The organism is Rhizobium sullae, assembly GCF_900169785.1.
Taxonomy (GTDB): Bacteria; Pseudomonadota; Alphaproteobacteria; order Rhizobiales; family Rhizobiaceae; genus Rhizobium; species Rhizobium sullae.
The window spans coordinates 212,637-225,839 of sequence record NZ_FWER01000015.1; the positions used below are offsets into that span (position 1 = coordinate 212,637).

Genomic DNA, 13,203 nt, shown 5'->3' on the forward strand with positions numbered 1-13,203 from the left:
GCTAACAATGGCCTCAAGCTGAAGAACGCAATATTGAATATCCGTACGAAGACGGCTTCCGCTTCGTCGATGATGTAACCGCGGAGCGCTGCATGGCGAATGAAAAATCCAGCCCACCACAGGCTTTCCTTGTGGCGGCGCTTTTTTCCCTCAAGCGCGCTTTCCTCGGTGTCGGAGCGACAAGCTGCATCGTCAACATACTGGCGCTCACCGGCTCTTTCTTCATGCTGCAAGTCTATGATCGGGTGATCCCGGGCCGAAGCCTGCCGACGCTTGCCGGGCTTGCGATCATTGCGGCGACCCTCTTCATCTTCCAGGGATTGCTCGATTTTATCCGGTCGATGCTTTTGATGCGCGCCGGAGCCGCCGTCGACGAACGTCTGGGAGGCGATATCTTTAGCTCCCTCATCCTGTTGCCCTCGCGGATGCGAATGCCGGGCGACGGCCTGCAGTCGATCCGCGATCTCGACACCGTGCGAGGCTTCCTCTCAGGTCCCGGGCCTACGGCATTGTTCGACATGCCATGGATGCTTTTCTACATCGGCCTGTGCTTTCTCTTTCACTTCTGGATCGGCGTCACGGCACTTGGGGGGGCAATTCTTTTGATAGGCCTCGCGGCGCTTGCCGAATACAAATCCCGCAGGCCCGCAAAGATTGCCGCGGAGCTGGCGGCGCGGCGGCTGAACCTTGCCGAAGCGACACGGCGGAACTCCGAGGCCGTGCTGGCCATGGGATTCGGCTCGCTGCTGGCCGCCAAATGGACGGAGGTCAACAACCGGTATCTTGCGAATCATATCTCGGCGACAACGCTCACCACCAGTCTGACAGCGATCTCGAAAGTCCTTCGGATGATGCTGCAATCCGGCGTTCTGGCGGTTGGCGCTGTCCTCGTCGTCAGGCAAGAGGCGACGCCCGGCATCATGATTGCAAGCTCCATCCTCGTCAGCAGGGCACTGGCGCCAGTTGAGCTTGCAATCGGACAATGGAAAGGCTTTGTCGCCGCCCGGCAAAGCTGGAGCAGGCTGACGAAGCATCTGGATCTGCTGCCAGCCGACAAACGGCACGTCGACCTGCCAGCACCCACCGCAAGTCTTGCCGTGGAAGCGCTTCACCTTGCAGTCCCCGGTACCCGCACGATGGTCCTGCGGGGAATCTCGTTCAAGGCGGAGGCCGGGGATGCCGTCGGCATCATCGGACCGAGCGCATCGGGGAAGTCGTCGCTTGCCCGCGGACTTGTCGGCCTCTGGAGACCTATGGGCGGCGCGGTACGTCTCGATAAGGCATCGCTTGATCAGTGGGACCCGTCATCGCTCGGTCGGTCGATCGGCTATCTACCGCAGGAGGTGTCGCTTTTCGACGGCTCCATCGCCGAGAATGTCGCCCGTTTTGACAGAAATGCCCCATCCGAGAAGATCATCGCCGCGGCAAAGGCTGCGGGCGTCTACGAGATGATCGTGCAGTTCCCCGACGGCTTCGATACACAGATCGGCGAAAACGGTTCGATGCTCTCTGCCGGACAGCGCCAGCGCATCGGCCTGGCGCGCGCGCTTTACGGCGATCCTTTCCTCGTCGTTCTCGATGAGCCGAATTCGAACCTCGACAGCGACGGCGAGGCAGCGCTTGCCCAGGCGATCGCCGACATCCGGGCGCGCAAGGGCATTGCCATTGTCATTGCTCACCGGCCGAGTGCTTTGGCCGCCGCCAATCTCGTTCTCGTTCTCGCAAACGGCCAGCTCCAGGCCTTCGGGCCGAAAGACGAGGTTCTGAAAAAGGCAACAGTTTCGACGACTCAGCGCAGCAACACGCTGACCGTCATCGCGGGAGGTGACAGTTGACCGGCAAGCCAGCTCCGATATCCGAAGCCGCGATCAGCCGCCTTACGACGATCGCACTCGCGCTGGTCCTGCTTCTGGTTGGCGTGGTCGGCGGCCTCGGAGCCACGACCTATCTTTCCGGCGCGGTGATTGCGAGTGGCACGCTCGTCGTCGACAGCTATGTCAAACCCGTTCAGCATCAAAAGGGAGGCACTGTCGGGAAAATCTTCGTCAAAAACGGCGGGCTTGTGGAGGCTGGGCAGATCCTGGTGCATCTGGACGACACGCAATTGCGGGCAAACAGGGCGATCATTTCCCGGCGTTTGAACGAACTGTCCGCCGCAGCCGCCAGGCTGGGTGCCGAACGGGATGGCGTTGAGGAGATCACCTTTCCCGCTAGCCTGCTGGAGCAGGGTATCGATGCCGAGGAGGGCGGCATCATCAATGGCGAACGGCGATTGTTCGAAGATCGGCGGACATCGCGCGCCAGCAGGAAGGCTCAATTGCACGAGCGCATCCAGCAATTGCGGCAGCAAATGGAGGGACTTCTCGCACAGCAGGCCGGCAAGAAGGCGGAGATGGCACTCATCGACAAAGAGCTTGCGAGCGTCAGGCGTCTGTTCGACCAAGGTATCGTCCCAGTCAACCGCCTCTATGCGCTTGAACGTGAATCGGCGCGCTTGACGGGTGAACTCGGCAGTCTCGTCGCAAGCCTTGCCGAAACGAACGGCAAGGTGACCGAGACGGAGTTGCAGATCATTCAGGTCGACGACGATCATCGCAGTGAGGTATCGGACGAACTGCGCAAGACGCAGAGCGACATCGGTGAATTCTCCGAGCGATTGGTTGCCGCGAAAGACGAGCTGCAGCGTGTCGACATCCGGGCGCCTCAGGCGGGCATCGTGCATCAGCTTACGGTCCATGCCGCCGGCGCCGTTGTTCCGCCTGGCGAGCCGATCCTGCAGATCGTTCCCGCCCGCGACAGGCTGATACCGGAAGTCCGTGTTTTGCCCCAGGACATCGATCAGGTTTCCGTCGGCCAGCAAGTCACGCTGCGGCTTTCCGCCTTCAACCAAAGAAACACGCCCGAGATCAATGGCGTTGTGCAGCAGGTGGCTGCTGACCTGACGACGGATCGGCAGACGGGCACGGCATACTATACAGTCCGGATTTCTGTTCCTGAGAACGAATGGAAACGATTGGGCGATCTGATTCCGGTCCCCGGCATGCCGGTGGAAGCTTTCGTGCAAACGGGCGCACGAACCGCTCTCGCCTATCTGACGAAGCCGCTGACCGATCAGGTGGCTCGTGCTTTCAAGGAGGATTGAGTGATTGGGCGCGCGAATATTCGCCGTCTCACAATGGATCAACATGATCCGAACGCCAGATGATGGCACAGCAGCGAGCGCGCGGCCATGTTTCCATTAGGTCTGTTGCAGGCTTTCCGTGGAGGCTGACGCTCAAAACCAAATCGACAGGTGTCAAAACCGCCTAAATCGTCGTCTATTGATCACAAGGCAGAAAACGAAGGAGAATTATATATGGCAAGCTCGGTTACGAACGCCGTTGGTAAATCACTCTTTTATAGCGGTGCATCGAGCGCCTGGTTCTCGGCCAAAGGTTCAGGCTCCGTGCTGAACGGCACGAGCGGCAATGATTCGATCTGGGGCGACAGCTCCGTAAACGTTACCATGCAGGGTGGAACGGGCGACGATATCTACTATCTCTATTCCAGCATCAATCGCGCCGTCGAGGCCCCGAACGCCGGGGTCGATACGATCAGCACCTGGATGAGCTATACGCTCCCTGCGAACTTCGAAAATCTGACCGTGACCGGCAGTGGCCGCTACGCCTTTGGCAATGCTGTGGATAATATCATCACCGGCGGGTCCGGCAGCCAGACGATAGATGGTCGTGGGGGAAATGACGTCCTCATTGGCGCCGGCGGTGCTGATACCTTCATCCTCACGCGCGGCAATGGCAGCGACCTTATCGTCGATTTCAGCACCGACGATACTGTCCGATTGAACGGCTACGGACTTTCGACCTTCGATCAGGTCGTGAGCCACTTGACGCAGGAGGGTTCCAACCTCCGGCTTGATCTTGGCGGCGGAGAAAGCCTGGTCTTTGCGAACAAGACGGTTGCCGACCTTGATGCCGATCAATTCCAGCTGACGCTCGACCGGTCCGCACTCACACCCACATTTGCGGACGAATTCAACAGCCTGTCGCTGCGCAATGGCGACCAGGGCGTTTGGGATGCCAAATTCTGGTGGGCGCCGGAGAAGGGCAGCACTCTCTCCGCCAATGGGGAGCTCCAGTGGTATATCAACCCGTCCTATTCTGCGACCTCGGCCGTCAATCCCTTCTCTGTCAACAACGGGGTGCTGACAATTAAGGCGGCGCCGGCCTCTGCAGCGATCCAATCGCAGATAGATGGTTACGATTATACGTCGGGGCTCCTGAACACGCATTCCTCTTTCGCCCAGACCTACGGTTACTTCGAAGTTCGCGCCGACATGCCGGCCGAACAGGGCGCCTGGCCGGCCTTCTGGCTCCTTCCTGCGGACGGATCGTGGCCACCCGAACTCGATGTCGTCGAGATGCGGGGGCAGGACCCGAACACCGTCAACGTGACGGTCCACAGCAACGAAACCGGCTCGCGCACATCGGAGTTGACGCCGGTCAAGGTCCCGAGCACCGACGGTTTTCACACCTATGGCGTCTTGTGGGACGAAGATCAGATCGTCTGGTATTTCGATGACGTCGCCGTTGCGCATGCCGATACGCCGGCCGACATGCACGACCCGATGTACATGCTGGTCAACCTGGCCGTGGGCGGTACCGCCGGAACTCCGGGAGCCAGCTTTAGCGACGGCGCTGAGATGAAGATAGACTACATCCATGCCTATTCGCTCGATGACGCTCCTGCCACTGCCAGCGCCCAGTCTGCGACAACGGACTGGCACATTTGAACGACGGAGACTGAAGCGTGAGGTGAAAACTGAAATGTTTTCACGAACGCGGCAGGAATACGTCGTGCTCCTGAGCGCCACGGAGGTGGCGCTCAACCAGCAGCCCAATGCGGGGCACTAAGAAGATTTTATTCTTAATATATTATAAACTTAGGATATTCTACTTTGGATCGATGAAGGGGCTCCGAACATCGATTCTCTCCTGCCTTAGTCTGCTTGCTTTCATCATGGATGCAGCAGCCCTGCGTGCGGCAGACGTGTCACCGTGGAAAAGCTCGAACAATGCGCTGGTTGTCGACGCCTACGAAATGAATGCGATCGATTGGCAGGCGCTGCTCAAGGACGAGCGCATCGCGGCCTTTATCTCCAAGGCATCCGATGGCTTGCCCGAGAGCTTCAGCTGCGACGGAGAGCACCGTGGGGACACCTTTGCGCATTGCAAGACCATGTGGCGGAAATACGCGGTAAGCCGCGAACTCTATACGAGCCGCCGGATGATTGCCCGCCAAAACGGCCTGCTGTGGGGCGCCTACCATGTCGCTCGTCCGGGCAACCCCATCGACCAGGCCAATCACTTTCTCGACTACGCGACGCCTGATGCGAACGATCTGATGATCCTCGACATCGAGGGGATCGATGCCAACCAGTTCATGTCGCTCGAGGATGCGCAGATATTTGTCGGCCATATCAGGGCGAGAACCGGACGCTATCCGATCCTTTATACCAACCATGACACTGCACGTTATATTGCCGCATATCGCCGGGACTACAGTGTGTTGGCGAGGCTTCCGCTGTGGTATGCGCGATACAAGCCGGACATCCGCAAGGTCTTTCCGCTTGGAAACTGGCAGAACTACTTTCTCTGGCAGTTTTCTTCCGCCAGCAATTGTTCAAAGCGGCGTTGTCCCTATCGTGTGCCGGGCACGCTTACCGACATCGACGTGAACGTCGCAGCGATGTCGAGGGAAGAGCTGAAGCGCGTCTGGCCGCAAGGGGGCCTGTTGCGCCCGACCGAACCTGATCCTCCGCTAATCCTTGCAAAGATCGAATTTGGCTCGGTTCGACTACAGGCGCAGAAACCGGACATGGTCGTAACGTCTTCAATTCAGCCACCCGACCGCTGAAGAACACCCGCCAAACGCATCTATCATGAGCTTGAGACGATTGTGCTCGCTGCGGATTTCGGCGCTGATGGATCCTGCAATATGCCCGCTGCCTGGCTTTGAATATAGGCGCGCCACCCGCCATAGTTCGAAATGTTCTCGGCCTCCTTGAGCGCCGCTGGTTCGACCAGGAAGCCCTTGGCCGCCAAACCGTCCTCCAGCGCAATCGTACCGATCGTCAGGGGCGAGGGGATCTGCGCCACAAACGCGCCGAATGCGGCAGGCACCAAGTTCCAAATCTCAACGGAAATCTTTGACCCTTCGCCCGGTTCGACGCGGATGAGACCGGGTTTGGCAGGCGTTTGACCTATCAGAGCGAATAGCTTGTAGTCTGGCGATGTGCGGACTTCTCTTAGAAAGCGGGCACCAAGCGCCCGCAGTTCGCTGTTCAACGGCATTCCGCTCAGATGCGCCCCAACGACCACCAACTCAATGCCTTCGACCTTTGCGGTTTCATCAGCACCCTGTGGAGGCAGCGGTCGTCCGGTAGCGCCGAGCGTTGCTTCGCTTGCGATGTGAAGATCGCGAGCCAGCGAGGTTGTCACATGATCCCGGCCGGAAGGGGCGAGCAGCGTGACGCTCGCCGGAAGTCCATCCGTTCGGGTCCCTGTCGGAACGGCGATGCCGCACATGTCGAGCAGATTCACGAAATTCGTATAGGTACCGAGCCGGGAATTTTCACGAACGGGCTCGGCGTCGAGTTCGGCGGTCGTATAATGCCTCGGCGCGGTCGGCACGCAAATCACGTCGACCGACGCGACGATCGGTGCGATTTGCTTTTTCAGTGTCTGCACCGCATAAAAGCCGCCGAAGGCGTCGGCCGCCGACAAGCGCTTGGCATCGCCGTAAATCTTGCGCGTGACAGGGTGCAGCGACGCCTCATTTCTGTCGAAGAAATCCCTGATCGCGGCATAACGCTCAGCGACCCAGGCCCCCTCGTAAAGCAGCTTGGCAACACGGTCGAAATCCTCAAAGGGGATTTCCACGAGATCGTGACCGAGACTTCGCAGCGTATCGAGCGCTTTTGAATAGGACGCCTCCATCGCCGTGTCGCCAAAGAACTGGCGATCCTTCCGCTGGGGAATCCCGACGACCAGTTTCGGGAGTTTAGTCAGCTCGGCTGCCCGGATCGGTTTCGAATAGGGATCGGCCGCGTCTTCGCGCGCAGCAACTCGAAACACTTTCCATGCGTCATCAACCGTCAAGGCGAAGATAGATACGCAATCGAGCGTCCGACAGGCTGGGATCACGCCAGTTGTGGATATCGCGCCCAGGCTGGGCTTCAATCCGACGATATTGTTAAGACCGGCGGGGATACGCCCCGATCCGGCCGTGTCGGTGCCAAGCGCGAAGCTGACGATGCCCTGAGCTGTGGCGACCGCCGACCCGGAGCTCGATCCTCCAGGCACAAGCTTGGGATCAAACGCATTCCTTGGTATGGCATAGGGTGTCCGCACGCCGACGAGGCCTGTGGCGAACTGGTCGAGATTTGTTTTCCCGACGACCAGGGCGCCTGCGTTTCTGAGCAGCCGGACGACCGTCGCATCGCTCTCCGGCAAATATGAATAAGCGGGGCAGGCTGCCGTCGTCGGCATTCCGCCGACGTCGATATTATCCTTCACCGCGAAAGGAATTCCCCAGAGCGGTTTGGCGACCGGATCGAACTCGCCGAGATCCGCCGCTTCCTGCAGGAGCGCCGATCTGCTGGCGAGGTGCAGGAAGATGCCGGGATCGTTGACTTCGGCATGTCGAGCAAAAACCTGCTCTACGATCTCCATCGGACTGCCACCCGCAGCGTAAAACCCGTGAAGCGACGCGATGTCCAGGGGAGGAAAATCTCTCATCTTTAGCCTCCCAGTATTGTTACGGGCCGATCCCACTGGATCAGAACAACACACCCCGTCTCGCTCCAGACAGAATGTTCGGTGCCCGCTGCATTCACGATGTAGGTGCCCTTAGCGTAATCGCCTGCTTCATCCGACTGGGTTCCTTCAAGCACCAGGATGGTTTCCAGTCCCTCGTGACGGTGGCGCGGAACGGAGGCGCCTGCTGCGTATTTCAAGACGGCAACACCTGGCGAGTCACCGTCGAAAGGCTTGATCCAGTGAATCGTCACCCCGTCGCGAAAGGTGTTGAAGGGCAAATTCTTCCACCCGCTGGAGGTTAACAGCTCGCGTGTTGTCTCAGGCACCGATCGCCTCCAATATGTCATCAACGTGCGCAGTCCAGCCGACGATCGCGCCTTGTGCACGGATCATGGCGATCGCGGCCTCCTTGAACTCCGGGAAATAGCTTTCGGTGGCTTCCTCCGCTAGCAGGCACTCGTAGCCTCTGTCATTCGCCTCTCGCATGGTGGTCTGAACGCAGACCTCCGTCGTCACACCGGCAAACACAAGCTGCCGGATGTCCTTCTCCTTGAGTACTTTCCCGAGATCCGTGGCATAGAAGGCGCCTTTTCCCGGTTTTTCGATGACGACCTCGCCCTTAGTAGGAGCAAGCTCAGGAAGGATCGCGGTTCCCGGCTCGCCTGTGATCAAAATCCGTCCCATCGGCCCTTCGTCACCGATGCGAAGTTTCGGGCTACCGCGGTTGCGTTTCGCATCAGGAAGATCGGAAAGGTCCGGTTTGTGGCATTCCATCGTGTGGATGACAGGAAGCCCGGCGCGCCGGAAGCCTTCGATCAATCGCTTCACGTCCGGAATAATCCTGGTGATCCGGCTCACATCATTGCCGAGGCTCGCGCCAAAACCGCCCGGCTCCGCAAAATCGCGCTGCATGTCGATGACGATGAGCGCCAGATGACCTTTTTGCAGCGGGAATGCGAACGGCAACGCGCGGATCTGGTCCATCAGTGGTGCCCCGCCATATGCGCTCCGATCACCTCGATGTTCGCGCCGCGTGCGGGCGTTTCGTAGACGAGACGCCCCTCGGAAATGACCATGATGCGATCCGACAGTTCCAGGAGTTCGTCGAGGTCTTCCGAGATAAGCAGGACCGCTGCCCCCGCGTTCCGTGCCTTGATGATGCGTGCGCGTATTTCTGAGACCGCGGCAAAATCGAGTCCGAAACACGGATTGGAGACGATCAGAAGGTCGACCTTTCCGGTGAGTTCGCGGGCAAGGACTGCGCGCTGCACGTTGCCGCCGGACAGAGCTGCGATCGGCGACGAGGAGGACGCCGTCTTGACTTTGAAGTCGGCGATCAGATCGACGGCTTGCTTTCGCATCCGCCCCTTGTTCAGCCAGATGGCGTCCTTGCCGCCGTCCCTGAGATCGAAGGTGCGGAAGGCAAGGTTTTCGCTGACGGTCATGCGCGGTGCGCAGGCGTTCTGCAGCGGCTCCTCCGGGATAAAGCGAACTCTGTTCCTGCGCGTCTCGGCGCGTGTCGCGCCATAGGCTTCACCGTGCACCTCTATGGTGCCGGCGCTCACCAGCCGCTGTCCTGCCAATATCTCCGTCAGTTCCTTTTGACCGTTTCCCGAAATGCCGGCGATGCCGACGATCTCGCCGGATCGGATGCCAAGCTTGTCGATTTCGATGGTCTTGAGGCCGGAGCGATCAGAGGCCCTTACCTGCTCGACTTTCAGCACCGGCTTTGCGGTTTCGGCGACGGGGATGCGCATGTCCAGCGAGGCGAGCTTGACGTCGCCGATCATCAACGAGGCCATATCGGCGATGCTCAATTCCCCGACGTTCCCGCCTCCTACGAGCTTGCCGCGCCTAAGAATAGAGATGGCGTCAGCAAATTTCGTCACTTCGTGGAATTTGTGGGAAATCATCAAAACGCTGAGTTCGCCACGCTCGGTCATGCCACGCACAAGGCCCAGCATTTCATCGGCCTCTGCCGGCGTCAGCACCGATGTCGGCTCGTCGAGAATAAGGAATCCGCGCCCAAGATAGAGCTGTTTGACGATTTCCAGCTTCTGCTTCTCGCCCGCCGCCAGATGACTGACCGGGCGGTCGAGAGGGATCTTGAACGGCATCTTTTCCATGAATTTTAAGAGATCTGCACGCTCTTTCGCCCAGTTGATGACAGCAGGGACGTTCGGGCGATTGATCACCAGGTTTTCCGCGCCCGTGAGCGACGGCACCAGTGTGAAATGCTGATAGACCATGCCGAGGCCATATGCCGCTGCATCCTTCGGCGAGGCGACCGCAACCTCTTTGCCACCAACCGACAGTGACCCGGACGTTTGATGATAAAAACCCATGATGCATTTGACGAGCGTGGATTTGCCGGCCCCGTTTTCGCCTAGGAGCGCGTGAAACGTGCCGGAAGGGATCTTCATGGAGACATTGTCGAGCGCGGTGAAGCCTCCGAAGCGCATGGTCATTCCATGCGTCTCGATCCCAACAGCTTTGCCTGCCTCGGGCAGCGGTGTATCGCGGACAGTGCTCATTCGGGCTTGCTTTCCTGTTTGCTGATGAGGACGGCATTTCCAGAAATGTGATCAGGGAAGGGCGGCGACCAGCGACTTGGAATCGGACACGGAACCGAAGACCCCGCCCTGCATTTTCACCATCTTGATCGCGGCGAGGTGATTGCCGTAGTCGGTAGCGCCGCAGCAATCCTGCAGAAGCAGGCATTCGAAGCCGCGATCGTTCGCCTCGCGCATCGTCGTATGCACGCAGACGTCGGTGGTGATCCCGGTCAGGATAATGTTCTCGATGCGCTTCTGATTGAGGATCAGCTCCAGATCGGTGGCGCAGAAGGAGCCCTTGCCGGGCTTGTCGATGATCGTTTCGCCGTCGATCGGCTTCAACTCGTCGATGATGTCCCAGCCGGGCTCGCCGCGCACGAGGATCCGGCCGCAGGGGCCGGGGTCGCCGATGCCGGCATTGATGCGCCGCGAACGCCAGCGCTTGTTTGCCGGAAGATCGGCGAGGTCCGGACGATGGCCTTCGCGGGTGTGGATGATGTGGTATCCCTTCGCACGCATGGCGGCGAGGACCTTTCTGATCGGTTCGATGGGCGCGCGGACCAGGGAAAGATCGTAGCCCATATGATCGACATATCCGCCTTCACCGCAGAAATCCGTCTGCATGTCGATGATGATGAGCGCGGTATTGTCCGGCCTCAAGTCTCCGTTATAGGGCCAGGGGTATGGGTCCGCCGTGACATATGTGCCTTCTGTCTCCACCATCGCGTCCATTCCACCCAAAGCATTCATCGAATATTCCCTTCCTACTACTTGGTGAGCGACAGGGCGCCTGGTGCTCCGGCAAGCGCGCGTGTCGGAGAGGAGGTCGCGATCAATATGATGAGGGTCAGCACATAGGGGGTGGCATAAAAGAGATAGTATCCCTGCGACACGCCGACCGACTGCAACGCCGGTCCCAGGGCTCCCGCTCCGCCGAAAAGGAGAGCCGCCAGAAAGCAGCCGATGGGGTTCCAGCGGGCGAAGATCACCAGTGCCACGGCCATCAGCCCCTGACCCGAAGAGATACCTTCATTCCAAGAGCCGGGATAATAGAGCGAGAGGTACGCGCCGCCGATCGCAGCCAGCGAGCCGCCGACGGCAGTCGCAAGCAGCCGCACTCGATCGGGGTCGATGCCCATGGCACGTGCGGCGTCCGTGCTGTCACCGACCACGCGAAGGACGATGCCGATCCGCGTATTGCGAAATGCCCACCACAGGACGGCCGCAAGAACGGCTCCGATAAGAAACAATACGTTGATGTTGAGCGCCGCCTCAATCTGCGGAACCTGCGACCAGGCACCAAATGGGATCGAAGGTAGGCGCGGGGCAGCGGGCTGGATGTAGGGCTTGCCGAGGAAAAACGCCAAGCCTAGCCCGAACTGCATCAGGGCAATGCCGATTGCGATATCGTTGACCTTGGGCCACTTGCAAATCCATCCATGAACGAGGCCGAAGACCGCTCCCGTGCACATTGCGGCCAAAACGCCGAGCCAGGGCGAGCCGCTGATCACTGCCACCGCGTAGGCCGTCATCGCTCCGAAGACGAGTGTTCCTTCCAGGCCCAAATTGATGCGTCCGGAGCGCTCGGTGATAGTTTCGCCGAGGCTGACGAAGATGAAAGGGGTGGAGACGCGAACCGCGCCGGCAAGTATGGCAAGCGGCACGCCCCAAAGACCTACTCCTGTCTCGTCCATCATGCCGTCCTTTTCCAGAGATCGGGGTTAAACACCTTGAAACGCCCGTAAAATGTCTCGCAGAACAATATGACGACGAAGAGCGTGCCCTGCATGACCAGAACCGTGGCGTCGGGAAGTCCCATCCGACGCTGGATCAAGCCGCCCGATGCATCGATGCCTCCCAGCAGGATTGCGACGGGAATGATCGCCAGCGGATCGTGCCGCGCGAGGAAGGCAACGAGGATGCCGGTATAGCCGTAGCCCGCCGCAAGCGAGGCATTGGCGCTGCCCTGGACTGCCGCCACTTCGATCATCCCTGCTAGACCCGCGAATGCTCCGGCGATTGCCGTAAAGCCGACGATCAGCCGCCCGACAGGCAGGCCCTGGATCTGGGCGGCGCGGACATTGCCGCCTGCGATCCGTGCCGCGAAACCGTAACTGGTTGCCTCGATCAATATCCAGGTGCACAAGCAGGCGACGATCCCGATTACCAATCCCAAATGCACGTCCATCCCCGGGATGTTTCCGAGCATATAGTCCGGTGGCAAGGGCCTTGTGGACGGCTTGTTCAAACTGGCCGGATCGCGCAGCAACCCTTCGACGAACTGGTTCATCAGCGCAATCGCAATATATGCGAGAAGCAGAGAGGAGATGGTTTCGTTGACCCCGCGTTTGTGCCGAAGAAATCCGGCAAGGCCGATCCAGGCGCCGCCCGCAGTCATCGCGGCGATCCCCATCGCCGCAAAAACCACGAGCGGCGGCAATATGCCGACAATGGGAAGTGCCGCAGCCGCAGCCGCGACGCCGCCGAGCACCACGGCCCCTTCGCCACCGATAATGACAAGACCGAGTCTCGCCGGAAGCGCGACGCATAGTGCCGTCAGGAGCAGGGGCGCGGCCCGGCTCAAGCTGTTCTGCAGCGAGAACCAGCTACCAAAACCGCCCGTGTACATCAGTTGGAAAAGCATGACCGGCGATTTTCCGACGGCCAGAATGAAGAGGCAGAAAAGCCCGAGGCCAATCACGACGGCGCCCACGCTGATCACGATCGGTTCGGCACGCCTTGCTGCCCATTCCCGAACCGCGTCGAGCATGGAAAATTTGTCCGGCGTAATGATTGCGGGAATGTTCGCATCGACCGTCATGGCGCGTCTC

11 protein-coding genes are annotated in these 13,203 nt (G+C 59.6%); 4 read left to right on the top strand and 7 right to left on the bottom strand.

Features of this window, described 5'->3' with window-relative positions:
* Window positions 1-92: 92 nt before the first annotated feature.
* The 4 genes from BN1800_RS15725 to BN1800_RS15740 all read left to right on the top strand — a co-directional run bounded on the left by BN1800_RS15725 (window position 93) and on the right by BN1800_RS15740 (window position 5,913).
* Window positions 93-1,835 (top strand): type I secretion system permease/ATPase, encoded by a 1,743-nt coding sequence (locus BN1800_RS15725; protein WP_086999185.1) that lies wholly within the window; start codon window positions 93-95, stop codon window positions 1,833-1,835.
* The gene (locus BN1800_RS15730) at window positions 1,832-3,142 is read left to right on the top strand and encodes an HlyD family type I secretion periplasmic adaptor subunit (protein WP_086999188.1); all 1,311 of its coding nucleotides are present in this window, start codon (window positions 1,832-1,834) and stop codon (window positions 3,140-3,142) included. Before BN1800_RS15725 ends, BN1800_RS15730 begins: the two co-directional genes overlap by 4 nt.
* A gap of 213 nt (window positions 3,143-3,355) precedes the next feature.
* Entirely contained in the window at window positions 3,356-4,789 is a 1,434-nt protein-coding gene (eglC, locus tag BN1800_RS15735; protein ID WP_086999191.1) for an endo-1,3-1,4-beta-glycanase EglC, read from the top strand.
* Between the two features lie 227 nt (window positions 4,790-5,016).
* Window positions 5,017-5,913, top strand: coding sequence for a glycoside hydrolase family 25 protein (locus tag BN1800_RS15740; protein ID WP_051336542.1), 897 nt, complete (start codon window positions 5,017-5,019; stop codon window positions 5,911-5,913).
* Between the two features lie 23 nt (window positions 5,914-5,936).
* On the opposite strand, the gene atzF is transcribed toward BN1800_RS15740, so the two are convergent.
* The 7 genes from atzF to BN1800_RS15775 are packed head-to-tail and all read right to left on the bottom strand — an operon-like array spanning window position 5,937 to window position 13,193.
* The gene (gene atzF / locus BN1800_RS15745; protein ID WP_086999194.1) at window positions 5,937-7,796 is read right to left on the bottom strand and encodes an allophanate hydrolase; all 1,860 of its coding nucleotides are present in this window, start codon (window positions 7,794-7,796) and stop codon (window positions 5,937-5,939) included.
* Between the two features lie 2 nt (window positions 7,797-7,798).
* On the bottom strand, window positions 7,799-8,143 hold the full coding sequence (locus BN1800_RS15750) for a cupin domain-containing protein (protein WP_086999196.1): 345 nt from the start codon (window positions 8,141-8,143) through the stop codon (window positions 7,799-7,801).
* Window positions 8,136-8,801 (bottom strand): cysteine hydrolase family protein, encoded by a 666-nt coding sequence (locus tag BN1800_RS15755; RefSeq protein ID WP_086999199.1) that lies wholly within the window; start codon window positions 8,799-8,801, stop codon window positions 8,136-8,138. The genes BN1800_RS15750 and BN1800_RS15755 overlap by 8 nt, the downstream gene beginning before the upstream one ends.
* Window positions 8,801-10,351, bottom strand: a complete 1,551-nt coding sequence (locus BN1800_RS15760) for an ABC transporter ATP-binding protein (RefSeq protein ID WP_086999202.1) — start codon at window positions 10,349-10,351, stop codon at window positions 8,801-8,803. Before BN1800_RS15760 ends, BN1800_RS15755 begins: the two co-directional genes overlap by 1 nt.
* A gap of 51 nt (window positions 10,352-10,402) precedes the next feature.
* Complete coding sequence (gene biuH, locus BN1800_RS15765; protein WP_027509693.1) at window positions 10,403-11,104, bottom strand: biuret amidohydrolase; 702 nt, start codon at window positions 11,102-11,104, stop codon at window positions 10,403-10,405.
* A gap of 35 nt (window positions 11,105-11,139) precedes the next feature.
* Window positions 11,140-12,066: an ABC transporter permease gene (locus BN1800_RS15770; protein ID WP_027509694.1), complete on the bottom strand. Its 927-nt coding sequence runs from the start codon at window positions 12,064-12,066 to the stop codon at window positions 11,140-11,142.
* Window positions 12,066-13,193, bottom strand: a complete 1,128-nt coding sequence (locus BN1800_RS15775; protein WP_027509695.1) for an ABC transporter permease — start codon at window positions 13,191-13,193, stop codon at window positions 12,066-12,068. The genes BN1800_RS15770 and BN1800_RS15775 overlap by 1 nt, the downstream gene beginning before the upstream one ends.
* Between the last annotated feature and the right edge of the window lie 10 nt (window positions 13,194-13,203).